Annotated in this window: 24 protein-coding genes; 18 read left to right on the forward strand and 6 right to left on the reverse strand. The window is 47.3% G+C overall.

Annotation, left to right across the window (positions count from 1 at the left end):
* Positions 1 to 100: 100 nt before the first annotated feature.
* On the forward strand, positions 101 to 739 hold the full coding sequence (locus OXH16_03045; protein MCY3680344.1) for a hypothetical protein: 639 nt from the start codon (positions 101 to 103) through the stop codon (positions 737 to 739).
* A 578-nt stretch (positions 740 to 1,317) separates the two neighbouring features.
* Here OXH16_03045 and OXH16_03050 read toward each other — a convergent pair.
* The 4 genes from OXH16_03050 to OXH16_03065 all read right to left on the reverse strand — a co-directional run bounded on the left by OXH16_03050 (position 1,318) and on the right by OXH16_03065 (position 5,329).
* Entirely contained in the window at positions 1,318 to 2,859 is a 1,542-nt protein-coding gene (locus OXH16_03050; GenBank protein MCY3680345.1) for a hypothetical protein, read from the reverse strand.
* A 56-nt stretch (positions 2,860 to 2,915) separates the two neighbouring features.
* A complete protein-coding gene (locus OXH16_03055) occupies positions 2,916 to 3,659 on the reverse strand; it encodes a hypothetical protein (protein MCY3680346.1) in 744 nt (247 codons plus the stop codon).
* Between the two features lie 718 nt (positions 3,660 to 4,377).
* On the reverse strand, positions 4,378 to 4,656 hold the full coding sequence (locus OXH16_03060) for a hypothetical protein (protein ID MCY3680347.1): 279 nt from the start codon (positions 4,654 to 4,656) through the stop codon (positions 4,378 to 4,380).
* Between the two features lie 151 nt (positions 4,657 to 4,807).
* The gene (locus tag OXH16_03065; GenBank protein ID MCY3680348.1) at positions 4,808 to 5,329 is read right to left on the reverse strand and encodes a hypothetical protein; all 522 of its coding nucleotides are present in this window, start codon (positions 5,327 to 5,329) and stop codon (positions 4,808 to 4,810) included.
* Between the two features lie 175 nt (positions 5,330 to 5,504).
* On the opposite strand from OXH16_03065, the gene OXH16_03070 reads away from it, so the two are divergent.
* The 17 genes from OXH16_03070 (at position 5,505) to OXH16_03150 (ending at position 14,547) form a co-directional block, all read left to right on the forward strand.
* Positions 5,505 to 5,954, forward strand: coding sequence for a hypothetical protein (locus OXH16_03070; GenBank protein MCY3680349.1), 450 nt, complete (start codon positions 5,505 to 5,507; stop codon positions 5,952 to 5,954).
* Positions 5,955 to 5,978: 24 nt separating this feature from the next.
* The gene (radC, locus tag OXH16_03075) at positions 5,979 to 6,677 is read left to right on the forward strand and encodes a DNA repair protein RadC (protein ID MCY3680350.1); all 699 of its coding nucleotides are present in this window, start codon (positions 5,979 to 5,981) and stop codon (positions 6,675 to 6,677) included.
* 54 nt (positions 6,678 to 6,731) lie between these two features.
* Entirely contained in the window at positions 6,732 to 6,917 is a 186-nt protein-coding gene (locus tag OXH16_03080) for a hypothetical protein (GenBank protein MCY3680351.1), read from the forward strand.
* Positions 6,918 to 6,931: 14 nt separating this feature from the next.
* Entirely contained in the window at positions 6,932 to 7,168 is a 237-nt protein-coding gene (locus tag OXH16_03085; GenBank protein ID MCY3680352.1) for a hypothetical protein, read from the forward strand.
* Positions 7,169 to 7,217: 49 nt separating this feature from the next.
* Complete coding sequence (locus tag OXH16_03090) at positions 7,218 to 7,475, forward strand: hypothetical protein (GenBank protein ID MCY3680353.1); 258 nt, start codon at positions 7,218 to 7,220, stop codon at positions 7,473 to 7,475.
* Between the two features lie 10 nt (positions 7,476 to 7,485).
* The gene (locus tag OXH16_03095) at positions 7,486 to 7,665 is read left to right on the forward strand and encodes a hypothetical protein (protein MCY3680354.1); all 180 of its coding nucleotides are present in this window, start codon (positions 7,486 to 7,488) and stop codon (positions 7,663 to 7,665) included.
* 1 nt (position 7,666) lies between these two features.
* Complete coding sequence (locus OXH16_03100) at positions 7,667 to 7,873, forward strand: hypothetical protein (GenBank protein MCY3680355.1); 207 nt, start codon at positions 7,667 to 7,669, stop codon at positions 7,871 to 7,873.
* Positions 7,874 to 7,930: 57 nt separating this feature from the next.
* On the forward strand, positions 7,931 to 8,677 hold the full coding sequence (locus OXH16_03105; GenBank protein MCY3680356.1) for a Rad52/Rad22 family DNA repair protein: 747 nt from the start codon (positions 7,931 to 7,933) through the stop codon (positions 8,675 to 8,677).
* A 147-nt stretch (positions 8,678 to 8,824) separates the two neighbouring features.
* On the forward strand, positions 8,825 to 9,232 hold the full coding sequence (locus OXH16_03110; GenBank protein ID MCY3680357.1) for a hypothetical protein: 408 nt from the start codon (positions 8,825 to 8,827) through the stop codon (positions 9,230 to 9,232).
* A gap of 97 nt (positions 9,233 to 9,329) precedes the next feature.
* A complete protein-coding gene (locus OXH16_03115; GenBank protein MCY3680358.1) occupies positions 9,330 to 9,923 on the forward strand; it encodes a hypothetical protein in 594 nt (197 codons plus the stop codon).
* 21 nt (positions 9,924 to 9,944) lie between these two features.
* Complete coding sequence (locus tag OXH16_03120) at positions 9,945 to 10,163, forward strand: hypothetical protein (protein MCY3680359.1); 219 nt, start codon at positions 9,945 to 9,947, stop codon at positions 10,161 to 10,163.
* 125 nt (positions 10,164 to 10,288) lie between these two features.
* Positions 10,289 to 10,627 carry a YkvA family protein gene (locus OXH16_03125; protein ID MCY3680360.1) on the forward strand — a complete coding sequence of 113 codons (339 nt, stop codon included), beginning with the start codon at positions 10,289 to 10,291 and terminating at the stop codon, positions 10,625 to 10,627.
* A 341-nt stretch (positions 10,628 to 10,968) separates the two neighbouring features.
* The gene (locus tag OXH16_03130) at positions 10,969 to 11,424 is read left to right on the forward strand and encodes a hypothetical protein (protein MCY3680361.1); all 456 of its coding nucleotides are present in this window, start codon (positions 10,969 to 10,971) and stop codon (positions 11,422 to 11,424) included.
* 339 nt (positions 11,425 to 11,763) lie between these two features.
* On the forward strand, positions 11,764 to 12,828 hold the full coding sequence (locus tag OXH16_03135; protein MCY3680362.1) for a 50S ribosome-binding GTPase: 1,065 nt from the start codon (positions 11,764 to 11,766) through the stop codon (positions 12,826 to 12,828).
* A 31-nt stretch (positions 12,829 to 12,859) separates the two neighbouring features.
* A complete protein-coding gene (locus OXH16_03140; GenBank protein ID MCY3680363.1) occupies positions 12,860 to 12,997 on the forward strand; it encodes a hypothetical protein in 138 nt (45 codons plus the stop codon).
* A 203-nt stretch (positions 12,998 to 13,200) separates the two neighbouring features.
* Positions 13,201 to 13,677 (forward strand): hypothetical protein, encoded by a 477-nt coding sequence (locus OXH16_03145; GenBank protein ID MCY3680364.1) that lies wholly within the window; start codon positions 13,201 to 13,203, stop codon positions 13,675 to 13,677.
* A 318-nt stretch (positions 13,678 to 13,995) separates the two neighbouring features.
* Positions 13,996 to 14,547, forward strand: coding sequence for a hypothetical protein (locus tag OXH16_03150; protein ID MCY3680365.1), 552 nt, complete (start codon positions 13,996 to 13,998; stop codon positions 14,545 to 14,547).
* 124 nt (positions 14,548 to 14,671) lie between these two features.
* On the opposite strand, the gene OXH16_03155 is transcribed toward OXH16_03150, so the two are convergent.
* Positions 14,672 to 15,831, reverse strand: a protein-coding gene (locus OXH16_03155) for an IS3 family transposase (GenBank protein MCY3680366.1) whose coding sequence is annotated in 2 segments (ribosomal slippage) — positions 14,672 to 15,582 and positions 15,582 to 15,831 — 1,161 coding nt in all. Because the reading frame shifts where the segments join, the coding sequence is not laid out codon by codon here.
* A 519-nt stretch (positions 15,832 to 16,350) separates the two neighbouring features.
* A complete protein-coding gene (locus OXH16_03160) occupies positions 16,351 to 16,716 on the reverse strand; it encodes a hypothetical protein (GenBank protein ID MCY3680367.1) in 366 nt (121 codons plus the stop codon).
* Positions 16,717 to 17,254 lie beyond the last annotated feature (538 nt).

Below are 17,254 nucleotides of genomic sequence, written 5' to 3' on the forward strand. Positions count from 1 at the left end.
GCGTTTTTGTTGCTGGCGGATGGCTGTCATTTCAGTTGAAAAAGCCAGTCAGCAGGCTGAGCGCAATGAATCTATTACCCCAAAAAAGGAGGTTGAAGATATGGCTGTTAAAAAGAGTGATAATGGCAAGTCCTCATTGTTTGTTGTGGGTGATAAAGAAGCAAAGTTGAGTATTGCCCATGCGATGGCGATGGGCTATTGCATAACCCTTGATGGCGATGGGAATGCTGAGGTCGTAAATCCCGATGGTCGAGCTTATTATGTGCAGACTTTTGAATGTGATTGTCCTGATAAGCGCATTCGTGGCGGGTCCTATCACGGGCGTTGTAAGCACGAGGGTTGGATCGGGCAAATGCGCCCATGTGAAATGTGTGGTGCTGTGATGTATTTGGGTGAGTTTAAGACGGCTTTTGGTGAATGCTTAATGAGGTTTGAATGTCCTGCTTGTGGGAATGCCCGAGATCATGAGTTGGTGCGTGAAGAGCGCACGATCTTACGAGATGGTGGGCCGCAGGATGAGCGGTTGATGCCCGAGGGCAGATGCCGTCAGGCCATTGCCTATTTGGAGAAGCGCGATACCGAGCGCTATGTGTGGTTGGTGGTGCATCAATCGCCAGAGCTTGCGCCGGTTATGGTGCGTCTCTTGGCCGAAGTTGGACAAGGTGAATTGGGTGATAAGATCGCAAAAGCGTATCCCATCGTGCCACCGTCGCCGAGCACCAGATGCGCGAGCGGTTGAAGAAAGGAGAGGCTGAATTGCGTAAGGTTCCGAAGGGACTCAGCCTGATCACCAGATGTAAGCCCGTAGATGGATTTACCCCGTTTTGGTGGAGTATGTAGAGCTTGGGTTTCAAGCCTACGAAGGTACCCGCCGAAACGGGTCAAGTCCATTTTTTTCTTCGTTACTCCCTCCATCAGCGTTGGAGCAACACTTCGCGGTTCTCACATGAAAGAAGAGATCGTACAGCTCTTCGTTGCTTTTATCTTTTATATTGGAGATGAAGGGATAAAGAAGACTCTGCACTGTCATCAAAGTTTTTCGCCAATGCTCGTTTAGGCCACCTTCGGATTCTTGGGATTCCTCTTGAGATGTATTATTTCGATGGCGCAGATCTGTGCTCGAGTCTGGCTGTGGCCGAGACATGGAAAGAACCACGTATGGGTATTTGCACCTATTTTTCTTACAACCAAACGCGCTGAACATCTCATTGTAGGTTCTCATCTTATCAACTATTGTCCTGCCTATATTTGCATAATGACGTGCAGCGGATTGGGAAAACATTTTTGGTGACGACTCAGGATGTTTCGTACTGTGCATCAACTTGAGGTTGTCTCATCCGAAGACTGTGCAATTTTTGATGATGAAAATACTGACTCTTTTTCTGATAGATAAGTATAGAGGTAATGGCCGAAAGGATGGCTTGTCCTGCTCTGACTTTCACACCATTTCTTTATTTCCCACCCTGCCTCAACGAGATCCGAAGCGGCGAATACAAACTCCAGTGTGTTCGTTAGGAAATGCAGTGGGCCAGGATATTGGTTGTAATCTATACGGGATCTAGGCGGGCTACCGTGAACGTAGTAATTACGGCAATCTACCGCCTCATCCGTTACCATAATGAAATCCGGGATTCTATTTCCAAGTTTGTCGATTAGAAATTGAGCCCTGTGACGGACTTTCTTCTTGAGTGTACTCTTACCGATACGACCTAAGGCACCTAGAACGCTATCGCGATCTGGACTTCTTGGTAATCTCTTGAAAATTTGATGACACTTATCGTGGGCGGACTTTAGGTCTTCTGATATTTCAACTTTACCAGATACAGCCTCATGGGGCAGAATGTCGAACATGTTTGCAGCACCTATCAACCGATCTATGTCATAGTACTCTTGTCTCTCAAAGTTTTTAAAAAACCTTACTCGGGCACTGTACCAATTCTTGGCTTGAACTGGCCATTCCCGATCTAGCCATTTTGTGAGGATGTACGAAAATATTTCCGGATCTCGAATAGGATTTATGAGCACATCAAAATGATGTGGGTCCCATCCTCCTTTGATGCGCTCATATTTAGGATAATGACTCCAATAAACTTGAAGATCTGTTGTTCGTTTCTGATCAACTTTTTTTGAAATCCAGAGTTCTACTAGATTCTGAGGACGCCCCACCAGCAATCCAAAAAAGTGTAGAACACTATATGTTCTGTTAATAGCGTCTTCAAAAGTGACTGTGTCGGCAAACTGCAACCTCACAAAGATCTTATTCGTTATTTTTACGCCCTCTGGCCCCCCTAAAAAGGGAGTGGTCGGATTGTGGTAAGCCGAAATCTTTCCTAATGCTGTATCTGCAGAAAAAATCTCGCTCTTTCCAGTAAAGTAAACGATTTCTGGATACGCCCCTATCTTGATCTCGCGGTCATGACTCGACTGTTCAACATCGTGTTGTACGACCTTTTCAATAATTGAACGTGCATTCCTTACTACACCGAAGGCTTCTAAATCATGAAAGAGCTTAGTTGCATCATCAATGACGAAATTAACCCCGGCTATTGTATCATCAGTAGGAGAGATATGTTGATCACCCAAAACAACATAATGAGGAAAAAGACTGGCAAAATGATGCGTATGGGAAAATGAACCAGGGCCTTCCGAAGTTATACAATCAATTAATGATACCTCTGTCATGTCGTGTAGAATACCCTTCACGAATCCATTATTTTCTCCCCGAGGATCAAAGAAATCTTTGTCCCACACATAAAGAGAACTCTTCGGACCATCAAGGGTAAGCTCACCATAGATTTCTCTGCCCGGCTCAATGGTGAATCTTCCCGAGTGTTTCGTTTTTTCGCGCTCTTCCATCATAATTGTTTTCCCTTTATAGTTGAGATATTGTCAAATGTTTATTTATAGGCAAAAATTCATTTTGGGTTACGCATAGAGTCTATCAGTTCTGAAACAAGAGGGGTTCTACTCTGATACTGAATATCTGATAGACTCAGCTTGTTCAAGCATTCAGTATATAAGACTAAATTTGTTCTGAGTAGAAAAACCATCTGTATCAAAGAAGCCTCAATTCTAATAAGAGAGAAATACTCAACTAAATGAGAAGCATTAATATCTTCTGCTTTATACCTAACATCTTTTACGGACTCCTCGATTACATTGTGAGAATCATCTCGTATTCTATGCTTTTTAATCTCATCTAATGATTTTGATAGGCTTATCAAAGAACCAAATTCTTTCATCTTTTCAAGAGTCCCAGGATAGATTGTGAATATCCCTAAGCTACCACCTAAGAAGGACTTTACAATAGAATAGCCATCTTTGAGGCTTTTATCATACTCCCGAAGAATCTTGCTGGACAAACACTTCGCCCTATCATAAAGATGATGTCCAAAACTACTACTTTTATCATCCAGCAGGATAGAGGACCTGAGTAAATTCTCAAAAGAGTTGCTAAGTAAATGAGTAGAACAAACAATAGAACATTGATCTCTTTGATTAAGAGGTGGCTCATTAGAGAGATAAACTTCATCGAGATTTTTATACTTAATTCTAGATAGCAACAAAGAATAAGTATATAAAGCTGACTCAAAAAATGACTCAGATAGAGCATAATGATAGGATATATTCATCATTTTATTTTCAGGTTTGAAAATCATTGCCAATAGTCCTTAATGACTTAGCAGTATTTCGTTCTTTTACGGTTGCGCCTTCATATCTGGCGATGATTTCTTTTGACCTCTCGTTACCGTCCCAAGCCCAGGCTTGATCGCGCGTCAATTAAATTGTCCATTATATTTACTGCCAATACAGATGGACAATTTTAGACCCTCTATTTTAGACCCTCTAAATCTTTGGTGTGTCGAGTGGGATCCGCAAGCCATACGTAGTAGCTTCTCTATACCCATCAGATAATACATACCCAACCGTCCTCGATCAACGGCTCCAGATTCCTGCGAATTGTATTGCGCCCCGCGCTAGTAATGCGCTCAAGCCCTCTGAAGGACACCTGGCAATAGTTCCGATGGTTCCCGTGAGACTCCCAAAATAGAACACACAGAATCAGACGGGATAACCGATCTGACGGGTTGAAAGACGACAGATCGGTCTCATAACAAACAAAAATATGAGCGAGCAACTTGTTGCTCAACACACGGAGACAATCGAGTAGGTTCGGCGAATCACAAGAAAAGGCTATTGATCTGTCAATTCTGGATATGTTTTAAGCCCGTGAGATATTCATTGTTTCGCGGGCTTATGTATTGGGGTAGCCCGATACTTCCTAAAGGACTACCCCAACTTTACATCTCTCCGTTCCTGCCTTGTATTTGATCGTAGGCTTTTAATAACCTTTCTTCAACAGGAAGCATTAGGGCATCACCTCCTTTCACGATGATCTTTGCCCATCTTGTAAGCTGTTGCTACGGATATTAACCACACAATAGCCCAGATTACATTGTCCTCGCCAAACACATCATATAGTGTACCAAACATATCTAAATAAAACCAAAAGAACACGCCGATATGAGCCACGACATTCCATAGAGTATTCTTTACTCTTTTCGAGGGATGTGAAGCCATGACAAATATTGCACTGACAAAGAAAAACGGCAGATTTATATAAAATAACGTGATAAGTATTTCACTCATATCCATAAAGAAAGCCCCCTATACACAAAATATGCAAGGGAGATTATGTTGTCAGGTATATAATTCCCAAAAAACAGCCCGTCGGTCTTAATTGATCGACGGGCTGTTTCTATTCGCTTTTTTGAGGATGTGTTTGGCTATCTGATAGCTTGACTTGTTATTGCTGTCTATCATTGCCTGTGTCATCATCAGCAAAGGGTGGCAATGGAACGTTAGGATGGTTTTCTCCCAACCAGCTACGCCACTGGGCATCCCTTTCTCTGCGCTCTTGCTCCCTCCGCTGCTCCTTCCGATCACGGTATTTTTCGACTAAAAGTGACTTCATACCTACCCCCTGTATAACTAAAAAGGCAAAGACGACAGCAAAAATACCTACATGTCCTATGGAGATAGCCAATTCAATGAGACCATCCCTATCGAGTCCGATAATTTTGTCCCAGTCACGCCAAAGAACCAGACCTAACAAGGGCACAAAAAACACGAGAGCCAAACCAATGATCCACTCTCTTTCCTCTGGCGTACAACTCCAAATATCTACTCGATCATCCATCTGCGGGGCTTTGCCTCTGCTCCATTTGTTCCTTACGCTCCATTTCTCTGGGGAAATTTCCCCACCTTCAAAAAAGGTAACGAAATAGAAGTCTAACAGCAAGAATAATCCCTGCACACAAAAGGCCACTGATCCTCACCGATCGGCGGCCTTTTTCTTTTGTGCGAATTTTCACTTTTCCTGGCACAAATACAATGATGGGGAATTTGCCCGCCCCCAGTGAACGGGCAAAAAAATAGCCCGGCCAATGCCCTAACATTGACCGAGCAGCGAAAAACAACCACTGCAAAGAAAGGAGATGTCTATGGACACCGCAACAGAAAAAGTCACCCCCCGACAACGGCATCGACTGAATCAGCTATTGCTTTCCCCTGTGTTTACCGCAGAGGAAGCCCACCGTATCGCTATTTGGCTCAACTCTCATAGGGCGACCAAAGAGAAAGCGTCCGAAGTGATCGACAACGCACTGGCCCGGATCAAAAAGCGAGATGATGCGAAAAAAGCCAGTGCCGACCGCAAAAAGGAATGGCATGAGAACAAGGCCAATGGCAGCGAATATCCCCCGAAACGGTACAGCCAGGATCATCCCCCCAATGGTGGAGATTTGCCCAACGGAGAGACTCCTGAAACAACGTCAGTTCCAGCACCAGTTCGCAAAGACGACCAGGAGACAAAAATCTATCGGATCAATGGCGTGGATTACACCAACAAAAACGAAGCTGCCGCCGTCGCATCAAAGGCAATTTTCGGATAGACCCAACCAATAGGAGACAAACCGATGTACCTGATAAATGGCGTGTACGAGATCGAGCAACCGATCTACAAGCTCCAACGCAACGGCGCCGAGTCCCTTCCCGATGAGGAATTGCTGGCATTGGTCTTGCGAATGCCCCAACGCAATGGTAGCGATGTGCTGGCGAAGTGCCGCTCATTCCTTCGGAAAAATCCCCTCGAATCCCTCAAAGACTTTCAGCTTGAAACTCCGCCCGGGCAGATTATCGACCGCCAGCTTAAAGGCAAAGACTTGACCAAATCCCAACAGATCACTCTGCTCGCCGTCCTGGAGTTTTCCCGCCGTGTGCTGGACAGAGGCATGGGCACAGAGCCGAGTATCACTTCCCCCGCTGATGTTCTCCCAGAGCTTCGGCATATTCGAGACTTCAAGCGAGAGCATTTTGTTGTGGTGTTTCTGAATGCTCGCAATCAGGTCTTAAAGACCGAGACGGTGAGCATCGGATCCCTCAATGCCAGCCTGGTGCATCCGAGAGAAGTGTTTGCGCCAGCCGTTGGGATAAGCGCGGCCAGCGTAATCCTCGGCCACAACCATCCGAGCGGCGATGTTACTCCGAGTAGAGAGGACATCGAGCTTACGCGCCGTATGGTTCAGGCTGGCGAAATTATGGGCATCGAAGTGGTCGATCACCTGATCATCGGATCGGATCGGTTCATTTCAATGAAAGAGGCCAACGTATTCTAACCACTACCTGGGCGGCCCGTGCGGTCGCCCGTCACACACAAGAGGATCAAGCCCATGTGGATAGAAAACCGTCAGCGGCTGATTGCTCTGGAAGGCAGAGACATCAAGCTGGAATGCCGCGAGATCGTCTTCGACAATGGCCGCAACATCGAGGTCATACGGCATCCATCACCACAAGCCGCCAGCGTCCAGTATAACGCAATAGTCCAACGCCTGACAGAAAGCGGCCTGATCATCTGAAAGGAACCCCACCAATGCCAGAATATGAGGATGCGCCGCCAGAGATCGCCGAGGCGATTGAGACGGCTACGCCCTTAGAAACCACCACCAACCACACACCGGAAAAGTTCGTTGTCCGTCTGAAGTTCTTCGGATTGGTCACACTCAAGCCAGAGGATTTTGTGAAACGGCTTGAGGAATTGTGTCAAGAGTTCACGGAGACACCAGCCGATTACTGCTTTTCCTGGGACACAGATTTTGCTGCTGAATAACAATCACCTGGGCGGCTTTGGTCGCCCACATCCAACAGGAGAATCACACATGGCACAACCCGAAATCACATTCCGTCACGGCCTTTGCTCTGCGTCTATCTACGAGCAAGAGTTTGAGCGCGGAGAGGAAAAGTTCACTGTCCGAACGGTCTCGTTTCAGCGCAGTTACCTGGACAAAGACGGCAACTGGCAGACCACCAACAGCTTGAAGGTGAACGATATACCGAAGGCTGTCCTGGTGCTGAACAAAGCCTATGAATTTCTCACGTCCAACAGCTTTGCCGATGCGGGCGCCGATGGCGAATAGGGAGACATCAATGGCAAAAGGAAAGCCTGCACCCACCGCGCCTGAAAGCCTTGTTGTAAAGCTGAAAATCTCGGGACAGGTCGCCAGGCGCAAAGTCTTTGTCAATCAACTTGACAAGCTCTGCCAGACGTTCACAAATGGCCGTGTGGTCTGCTCTATGAGCCGCCCGCTTAACCCTGAAAGGAATTGATATGTGGCTACAAAATGGCCGCCGATTACTCGCCCTTGAAGGCCGCGACATCTCACTGACAGGGCGGGATATTGTCTTTGAAGGCCATACCCGAAACGTCGAGGTTGTCCGCTATCCATCCCCCAAAGCCGCCAGTGATCAATTCAGCACAATCATAAAGGCGATTGGAGAGGATCGAATCATCATTCAGGACTTCGAGGACGAGTAACCACCAGGGCGGCCCCAGTGGTCGCCCATAACCCCCAACCATTGAAAGGAATATCCAATGGAAGCAATCAGCGCAGAAACCGCTCTACTGCCAGAGGTCGATGTTGAGGCTATCGTTGGCGAGTGCTATGTGCCGTTCCCCAGTAACGTTATCAAAATTCGCAATGACGCTGGCACCGGCGGCAAAGATTTGTCCTATGTGGGACACCCCGAATATACCCGGCGCCTGGATCGGCTCTTTCCCTTCTCCTGGAGCTTCCACACAGAAATTGCAGGGCTTACCGATACCACTGTGGGCGTCAAAGGCTCGCTGTCTATCACCCTTGAGGATGGCCGTGTGGTAACTCGTGAGAATTACGGACACGGCAACATCAACCGAGGGTTCCCATTAGGCGATGCAATGAAAACCGCCTGTGTCGATGCCCTCAAAAAGTGCTGTTCGATGTTCGGGATTGGTCTGCATCTGTATGACGGAGACGACGACAACGCCAGCCGCGCCAGCAACGGACGACATCACAACGGGCACTACGACGACCCGCTTGCTGACCCCGGCCATGATTGGCTGAATGATCCGAACCCCCCGCCGCGCGAGCAGGGGCCAGAGCGTTATGAGGTTGGCCCTGGAGAAGCGGCCACATCAAAGCAGATCGTCGCCCTTCAGAACATCGCCAAATCCTCAAAGACTGATGGCGACCTTGCCGACGAGATTAACCGCAAGCTGAAGACCCCACCAAAAGACGGCGAGGTAAGAATTACCAAGCGGGAAGCATCGGATTTGATAAGTCGCGCATTTGGGGAGAAGTAAAGGCGTCTGAGAGCGATTATTTGAAAAGTGCCTGGGGGAGAGACACTTGCTAATCGCTCTCAGATACCTTAAAATAAAGGGTTTCGTGGCTTTTTGTGCATCGAGCCTCGCGCCCGCGTAGCTCGGCCCAAAATATAGGGAGGGCAAATGTCCGAAAAGAGCTTGGTTTCTGTGTTGGTGTTTTTGATGCTCCTGGGTTGTTCAGTGTTTGTTGTTGATAAGACTGTGCGTGAAAAACTTGATATAGCTTGGGGAAATGATCAAATCCGAGGGAGTATCAGATGGAAATTTACGGGCGGTGACAATCCTGTTCGGGGTGCTTGGACTATATATCTTTACAACCCAACTCCAGAAGATTGCACATTTAGAGTCGCAAGATTGTCATTTGTAGATGCGGAGGGGTTCCAGGTAGCTGAATATAGACCACGTTGGGATTCTTTGTTTGTCGGGGGATTCCAGAGCAGTACCCTGCAAGGAAATTTCGAGATTAAAGTGGATGCTTTGACGGCAAACACAATCATAGCAGATATGGAGGTGTATGCAGTTGTCGAGTAAGATAAACTCCCCTCGAGTACGACACACACACGCGCCCCTGACAGAGATTGTCAGGGGCTTTTTCTATTCCCGTAACACCCAAAACAAAAGGAGCGATATGGACATTCTGAAAAGCTACTGCAAGCACCTGTATTGCCTCTTGCCCCCCGTCGAGCGTGGCCTTTGTGGATACCACCTAACGGATCCACCAGAGGACGAATCCCATTACTCGGTTTATCGCATCACGCTTGGCGATGGACGGGCTTTTGTCGAGGCCACAGAGGACAGAATAGCCGACCGCATCAAAGAGCATTTTCACACAAAGAACAGCCCCATAGGGCAAGGAATAAAGCCTGGATCCGTGTGGCGTGGTGAATGCCTGGACACAGGTTTATCGAGACAACAAGCCCTGTCGCTGGTGAGCAAAGAGAAAGCCCGCCTCGATGTGCAGATCAAACGTCCCGTTGGCCGACCGCGCACTAGCAACCTCAAGCTGTTGTCGATCAAAATACCGGAGCCGCTATTGGCACTAATCCAAAAGGCCACCGGGAACTCCCTCGATTCCCGCAACCAAGTCATCAGCAAAGTACTCGAGCAGTATTTCACCGGACAACTGGTTCGCGCAGATGATACCCCGCTGGATTATGCGAACAGCATCGACTTTGACGCCCCAATGGTCAGGAGGGAATTGCCATTCACGTCGTCACACTAACCCGTGCAAAGGAGCAAAAACATGAGCCAATCCAACGGCAAGTCGCCCCAAAGGGAACTGACGGTTATTGCCGCAAAAATCCCGCGCGGTATCGTTGTACGTCTCGACCGCGCCGCCGGTAACTCGTGGAATACGAGAAATGCCGTGATAAGCAGAATCCTGGAGCAGTATCTATCAGGCCAGTTGGTCAGAGCAGACAACGCCCCACTGGAATTTTCGGAGAGTATTGGACTTCCCTGACAGACGCCCATAGAAGCCATCTAACGCACGATCTGGTTAGCCCGCAAACCTGGGAACAATACGAGACCTCTAAACCTACCCCGCAGGGCTTTGATTCTGTGGGCTTTTTTCATGGGAGACCTTACATGGGAGAAAACAGCTATTACAACGATGATGATTTTTGGCAGAAGATCAACGCCTATGCAAAGCTGGCTGGTCGCAAGGTCATAGAGAAAGCCTTACAACTCTACTATGCCGCCGCCGCTAAAGAAACGCCCGCTTGGGCAAAGTCCGTGATATGGGGTGCGCTGATGTATTTCATTGCGCCGATTGATGCCTTGCCCGATGCTATACCAGTCGCAGGTTTCACCGATGATTTTGGCGTCCTGGTCTGTGCGCTCATAACCGTGAATGCACATATTACTGAAAAGATCGAAAAGCGAGCCGCCGAGAAAATAAAGGAGTGGTTCGATCAAGAGACGTGACTTTTCCAGTTGACGGCCCCGCCTTTGCGTTGTATTCTGACAACAGTCCATTGTCATGGCGGAAACCCGATTATGTCGGGTGGCTCGCCCTATACAACAGCCCATTAACGGCAAAGGGTCGCTCCCTGAGCCGGGTGAAAAGGCGGGGCTATTGTGCGTATTTTCCGCATGACGGTGGACTCTGCCCGGCACTCATTTTTATGAGTGCCAACCACCTCACGCGGGAAGTCCACCGATGCGTAAAGCGGCCCCACAATCTGTATCAGTTCAATACCCACAAGCACCTGTGCGCTTTGTCCACAGGTGCTTTTTGTATGTACATCTTTGAAAAGGAGAATCGCATGAAACCTATCATCCTCACTTTAACCCTCAAAAGATTACTGCTGTTCGGCATTCCTATACTCGCGTTTGTGTTATCCCTCTTTGTCGGCCTGACCTTCAAGGCAAACGGCTTGAAGAAAGAGAACGACAAAATGAAAGAGAATATGACATTTTTCGCCAGCCATCCGATCAGTTTTCTCGGCGAAATTTCCACGATCAGACCACTGCAAGAAGGCCCCAACAAGTACGCTTTCTCTGCTTTGGGCTGGTACAAAAACGAGCGGGTAGTTTATGTTTGCACAAGCACCCGTAACAGCCCAAGAGCAAAGCAGAGAATCGCCCTATACCGCCACAGGGCAGCCAGCGGTGGAAGTAGAGATTTCCTTGTTTCAGGGCAATCGGATGGCAGTGGTGTGACCACCACGAAAGAAGGGTCTTTGGGCATATTTTTGAAAGATTGTATCGTGCTTTACTAACCACAAACAGGGATGTGTCACCATGAATTTTTGCACACTATTGTTGTTGATCACCGTCCTGGCCGCTTGCTCGCAAGAGACTGCCGATCGTCAGACGGCTGGTGATGATCTGGCCGAGAGAGGAGTAGTATGAGATCATTTTTTATTTTGACCGGTATAGCCTTGATAGTGGCCTTGGCTGGCTTTCTTTATAGCGCCATTGCATCTCGCCGTCTTAAGCGAAAATATAAGGACGATAAATAGGGCAGGAGGCTAATCTTTATGATCTCGTCTATAATCACCTTACCCTTATTGTCAATGTTGTAAGTCTGCATTCACTCTTTTATTCAGGAGAATATTATGTCTAAGAATAAGTCTTCGGATGATTCCCGTTTTGAACCCGATTTTGAAGCTTACGGAAAAGCGTTCGATAAATCTTTTGAGCGAGAAAGCGAGAAGTTTGAGGAAATCAAGAAGCAAAAATTAATTATGGCGCTGTACGGTAGCGTGAATAGCGGAAAATCTTCCACTATCAATGCACTTACCGGCCAGCCGTTAGCTAGTGTAAAGGCTGTCGCAGGTTGGAATAAAGAAGTTATGCTGTATCCATTTGGAAAAGATGTCTATATCTCCGACACGCCAGGCTTGGAGGACATTGACGAAGAAAACAGTGCCCGAGCGACAGAATTTGTTGAAAAAGATGCCGACATCATTCTTTTCCTGTTTAATGCTGGTGTCGGAGCATCAAAGTCCACAGTTGATGCTTATGAAGAATTGCAACGATTGGATAAACCAATCATTGTAGTGCTCAATAAGATTGACATGCTCCACATTAATGAACAAGAAGAAATGGAGAAGGATATAAAAGAAAAGACGGGTGCGAGGGTTGTCCCTATCTCCGCTCGTGACAATAGAGGCGTTGATGTTTTGCACCGAAATATACTGGAGATTTTAGAATTTCAAGGAAAGGACTTACTTTATTTAAAAGTGTCAAAGTTTAAAGACGAACAAGTGGATAGATGGATAACAGGTGCAACAATTAGTGCTGCGGGTATTGCTGCAATTCCCATACCTGGTGCAGATATATTTCCATTAACTGCACTGCAAGCTGGTCTTGCGATGAAGATAGCGTTTATATATGAATGCGAAGTGACCAAAAAGGATGTAATGCAATTGGTCGCCGCTACAGTAACGGGAAGTGTTGGACGACAAATCTTTCGTTTGGGCATTCAAGGCTTGAAGGCGGCGGGATTGCTTGGTGGGCCTTTAGTAGGAGCTGCTATGGCTATAGCCGCCGGTGTTGCGGCATCGGTCACTTATGGATTTGGCCATGCTTGTAAGGCATATTACAAAAGTGGAATGACGCTTGAGTTGGATGGCGTAGTAGAGATATTCCGCAATATGTCAAAACAGTACAAAATATGAAGTTTGGAGTTACCCCGTTAAGGATTTCAGGTTGGGCAAACAGCTTTTCGACATCCTTAAAGATGGCGAGAGCCACAGCTTTGTCCTTGAAATTCGTTTTCTGCCTAACTCCTACGGGAATGTCGTCCTCATCGACGACCTGGTGAGCGAAGATTGGCTCATTCGTTGACGCAGCAAAGGCCGCTTGATCGGCGGCCTTTTCCCCCAAAAAAATTGTTTTCTAACGCAATTAACAGAAAAAAATGAGCCGTGCAAACCCCACCAAAGCCTGTAAATAATAGCATAATACGCTTTTTGCGACCACCATCACTAGAAAAAGATCCGCTGAAAAGTTCATATATATACCCCACGTTGCACAAGGGAGGTGTCACCGTGAAATACCACACGAGATTTTTCGCAGTCCTATTCGTATTGCTGGCAACATTCACCATTGACGCGCGTGAACCCTGGCCACCAAAAGACGGCTTGGGGAAAGACCTGCCCAAAGAACTGTCTGCGGCGTACTGGTACGCCTCTGATACTGCCCCCCAAAAGTTTCCATATCCCGATGAGGTCGAGCGGCTTTTCCACGACTTCAACACAAGGTCAAAGTTCTGGTTTCTGGTGGGCCGAATGATGGAGATAGCGAAGCGTGGAAACGGGAGAGTATTGCGAGAGGATGAAGCGAAGCTGAAAGTCGCCCTCGATGGATTCCTTACGGCGATCTTCTCCAATAATCGCTTTGTCCGTCTGTCAAAACTGAAGCAGAGAAAAATCGCAATGGGTATGAAGGACTTTGCCGCCACAGAGATAGCGGCGCGCGTCATATACATCCACAGCCTGGCCGAAGCTGAGAGGTACATCAGGTAGAAAAAAGGCCGCTAATGTAGCTTGCCTGATCAACCACCACAAGCGCGTAATTTCGCTGGCTGTGTTCCAGCACAGTCTCGGCTTTTCTCATGATATATCTATCTCCAAAAACAAAGGGTTGCAATGTTCGTATAATGTAACATTACAACCCTTTTTATGCAAGTATTTTCACTGCTCTTTTGAGCAGTGTCAGCACTATTTTCGACTCCAAGTAAAACGCTTGACGAAGATGTGTAAATCCTGCATGTTTATGGGCTGGAGAACATGCCAGACAACGCTTCTGGCAAGTATTCGCGTGAGTATATAGGAGGAAACAATATGGACATTGAAACTTTAATGAAGGTGCAGTTCCCTGAAGAGTTGGAGCGATTTCATCCAATAACTTTTAATATATTAGAGGTTATTACCCAACCATGGGCAAAGGCTTTTCTTTACCGAGACATGCATTTTGCTATTGCAGCAATGATATTAGAGCATCGCATGCGATCATATATAATGAAGGATTATGAAAACGAATATGCGGGTGATGGGACTATCACGACATACAATAATTTTTTCAAAGGGCTTGGCCGCAATCGTGAAGAAGACAGCTTTGCAAAAAAGTATCACGATAAAGGTTTCCCTAGAAAGATTGATCAGGTGGCAAACCTTCGCAATCAGATCATGCACGGGAAAGTAGATAACAACATATCACCTCAACAGATAATAGAAGGCTTAGCTACTATAGAGGATTTTTGTACTACATTTCCTCACCCATTTCCTTACATGACCGGATTTCTAAGAGTTGATTCGCCATGCCCTAAATGTAAGAAAATGGTTCGTATCGTTGTGAAGAAGTGGTGTCCCTACTGTAAATCATTGTTTGAATAATTCAGTAAGAGTGAGCACTGAGATAGCGCAAAGATGGATAAAAAATCTGCCATAGAGGACATATCCTCTTTTCACTCCTCGGCTGGAGTTATCCCGTTTCGGTGGAGAGTTTAGGGCTTGTGTATCAAGCCTGTGATAGATGCAATTTTTCATAAGCTATCGGCGCGTGATAGGCGATAGAAGAATGCCTGCGATGCGGATTATACCATCCTTCAATATAGGAGAAGATAGCTAACCGCGCTTCCTTGTGCGTACGGAAGGATCGGCGATTGATCAGTTCACACTCAAGGGTGGCGAAGAAGCTCTCGCACAGCGCATTGTCATAGCAGTCGCCAGCAGCCCCCATTGAGGGACGTACGCCTGCTTCACGACAACGGTTTCCAAATGCTATGGAGGTATATTGCGCTCCCTGGTCAGAGTGATGGATCACATCTTCGGGACGGCGCTGGTAAAGGGCCATATTTAAAGCTGACAAGACCAACTCACTTTGCAGGTGGCTCGCCATTGCCCAACCCACGACACGGCGGGAGAAGGCATCCACGACAACAGATAGATACAAAAATCCAGAATAGGTAGGTACATAGGTGATGTCAGCTACCCAGAGTTTATTGACCGTTGCAACTGTAAAGTCTCTCTTTACCAGATCAGGAGCCTTATCAGACTGTTGTGCCTTACGAGTCGTTTGCGTGCTCTTTCTGCGGCTTATGCCACAAATACCCATCTCACGCATCAGACGCGCCACGCGCTTCTTGCCTACAAGGATGCCCATATCCATCAGGTCTTTCCAAATGCGAGGGGCACCATAAGTACCGTCTGATCGGGTATGAAAGGCTTCGATATGCTTCTTCAGGTCCACATCAACCTTTGCTCGTTTAGAGGAGGGACGTGCTCGCCAAGCATAATACCCACTGAGGGAGACACCCAGTACTCGGCATTGCGTGGCGATAGGCCAAAGTGCCTGGTGCGCTTTTATTAACGCGAAGATTTTCTTGGGATCGCGTCGGTCTCCGCTGCGAACCAGGCCGCTGCTTTTGACAATATCTCGCGCTCAATGCGCAACTGCTTATTCTCATGTCGAAGACGACGCAACTCTTCTCGTTCAGAACTGGTCAAGCCGTCTTCTCGAAGTCCTTCATCTCGATCAGCTTGGCGTATCCAGTTTTGGATCGTCTGAGCGGTTGGCTCAAACTCTCTGGCCAGTTCTGCTGGACTGCGACCAGCGCGCACAAGCTCGATGATCTGGCGTTTCAACTCGGACGGATAAGGGGGACGTGTTGGTGGCATAGTGGGTCTCCTTTCTGACTACTGATAAGGTACCCACCAAAACGGGTCAAGTCCACAATTCTCAAAGCCTCACTCGCTTGCCACGCTTGATTTTCCGCTTGTCGCACTTTATTTTCCAGCTCGTGGCAACGTGGGCATTTCTTTACATCCCCGTTTGTCTCGGCCATTGTAAAGTCTCCCCGAAAGTGTAAGTGTCCCGTAAGTTGTCCTCTCAGTTTTTAATGCCTCAAACCTCGCGCTTCACACGTCTCACCTTGTATTCGCCCCCAATAATGTCCTGCTCTTTCCTCTAAGAATACGCTCCAGGTGTCCCATTTGTCAAGGTCTAGGCGAAAAAAAAAGCCCGTCAATGAGAACGATCAACGGGCCTTTTTAGCACCTGCGCGCCGCCAGGGAGTTGCGATCTTTGCATTGGAGCTACCACCGGCTCCCCAGGGCTTGGCCATACGGATCCACGCCGCGAGCTGGTGTCCTCAGCGACCAATGCGCAAGCAAGACGGGGTAGCTCCACAACAATCTTTAACCTCGTAAAGAACGTATATAATCAATAATTTTATCTTGAAAAGAAAAGTCTTCAACGTCCAGATTAAACTCATCCACACCGTCAGCAATATACATTAGGCGTTGAATAGACCTCGGCACAAGGCCCATTTCTTTAAGGGTGGTTTCCCATTGGCCGTACGGTGTTCGAGACCTCAAGAGCCTGAAAATCGCTCCTGCATTGTAGGACTCGTCAGGCTTACGATGCCTCAATCCACCATCAAGAGATTCATAAAGCTCTCCAATGTAATTGGCATAATCGCGCAGCTCCTCATAGGAAAAATGTTCAAGTCGTTCAATATCAACAAACTCGAATCCCTGCGTGTTCTTCGTTGCTGTTGTCATTACCGCCTCCTTATAGGAATTGCGAGGCTGAACCAACCTCGCAAGATTTGTGGGCGTGGAATCGCCCTTTCACCTATATATAGGAGATAATATTCGAAATGGTTTTTTTCGGTAAAAATTTTTTTAGGATAGACAACAAAGACGAGAAGATCCGACAGGATGTCGCTTTTGGTGTATCCGATCTGCTGTAGATACAGGAGTGATCTATACACGAAAAAAGGCCATCAATCGAATAAGATCGACGGCCTTTTGCTTATGCCTGGTCGAGCACCACAACCACAAGGGATTGTGGATGCAGTTGGCCGCGGTAACACAACATCTTGACGCGCCAGGGCATAGCTGGCGACAGGAATCAAAATGCAAGTGTTTTGTGAGGATATAATTATGTTATGCCGAAGCGTTTGAAAGCTACGAATATAGATTCACGCTTTTCAGGCGGATATGGATGTTTTCTCTCATCAACTTGTCCAACCGGGAGGATCTGGTACCACGTGTAGCCGGCGTCGAGTTCAATCGCCTCGAAGCCCCGCCCGGGCCG

The sequence above is a fragment of the Gemmatimonadota bacterium genome (assembly GCA_026705765.1).
Lineage (GTDB): Bacteria > Latescibacterota > UBA2968 > UBA2968 > UBA2968 > VXRD01.

Bases quoted from the DNA above. Each gene is read 5' to 3' on its own strand.
- OXH16_03115 (MCY3680358.1), top strand. From the start codon at position 9,330: ATGGACATTCTGAAAAGCTACTGCAAGCACCTGTATTGCCTCTTGCCC.
- radC (MCY3680350.1), top strand. From the start codon at position 5,979: ATGTACCTGATAAATGGCGTGTACGAGATCGAGCAACCGATCTACAAG.
- OXH16_03095 (MCY3680354.1), top strand. From the start codon at position 7,486: ATGGCAAAAGGAAAGCCTGCACCCACCGCGCCTGAAAGCCTTGTTGTA.
- OXH16_03060 (MCY3680347.1), bottom strand. From the start codon at position 4,656: ATGGATATGAGTGAAATACTTATCACGTTATTTTATATAAATCTGCCG.
- OXH16_03050 (MCY3680345.1), bottom strand. From the start codon at position 2,859: ATGATGGAAGAGCGCGAAAAAACGAAACACTCGGGAAGATTCACCATT.
- OXH16_03085 (MCY3680352.1), top strand. From the start codon at position 6,932: ATGCCAGAATATGAGGATGCGCCGCCAGAGATCGCCGAGGCGATTGAG.
- OXH16_03080 (MCY3680351.1), top strand. From the start codon at position 6,732: ATGTGGATAGAAAACCGTCAGCGGCTGATTGCTCTGGAAGGCAGAGAC.
- OXH16_03135 (MCY3680362.1), top strand. From the start codon at position 11,764: ATGTCTAAGAATAAGTCTTCGGATGATTCCCGTTTTGAACCCGATTTT.
- OXH16_03120 (MCY3680359.1), top strand. From the start codon at position 9,945: ATGAGCCAATCCAACGGCAAGTCGCCCCAAAGGGAACTGACGGTTATT.
- OXH16_03105 (MCY3680356.1), top strand. From the start codon at position 7,931: ATGGAAGCAATCAGCGCAGAAACCGCTCTACTGCCAGAGGTCGATGTT.
- OXH16_03130 (MCY3680361.1), top strand. From the start codon at position 10,969: ATGAAACCTATCATCCTCACTTTAACCCTCAAAAGATTACTGCTGTTC.
- OXH16_03070 (MCY3680349.1), top strand. From the start codon at position 5,505: ATGGACACCGCAACAGAAAAAGTCACCCCCCGACAACGGCATCGACTG.
- OXH16_03125 (MCY3680360.1), top strand. From the start codon at position 10,289: ATGGGAGAAAACAGCTATTACAACGATGATGATTTTTGGCAGAAGATC.
- OXH16_03110 (MCY3680357.1), top strand. From the start codon at position 8,825: ATGTCCGAAAAGAGCTTGGTTTCTGTGTTGGTGTTTTTGATGCTCCTG.
- OXH16_03055 (MCY3680346.1), bottom strand. From the start codon at position 3,659: ATGATTTTCAAACCTGAAAATAAAATGATGAATATATCCTATCATTAT.
- OXH16_03090 (MCY3680353.1), top strand. From the start codon at position 7,218: ATGGCACAACCCGAAATCACATTCCGTCACGGCCTTTGCTCTGCGTCT.
- OXH16_03150 (MCY3680365.1), top strand. From the start codon at position 13,996: ATGGACATTGAAACTTTAATGAAGGTGCAGTTCCCTGAAGAGTTGGAG.
- OXH16_03100 (MCY3680355.1), top strand. From the start codon at position 7,667: ATGTGGCTACAAAATGGCCGCCGATTACTCGCCCTTGAAGGCCGCGAC.
- OXH16_03045 (MCY3680344.1), top strand. From the start codon at position 101: ATGGCTGTTAAAAAGAGTGATAATGGCAAGTCCTCATTGTTTGTTGTG.
- OXH16_03160 (MCY3680367.1), bottom strand. From the start codon at position 16,716: ATGACAACAGCAACGAAGAACACGCAGGGATTCGAGTTTGTTGATATT.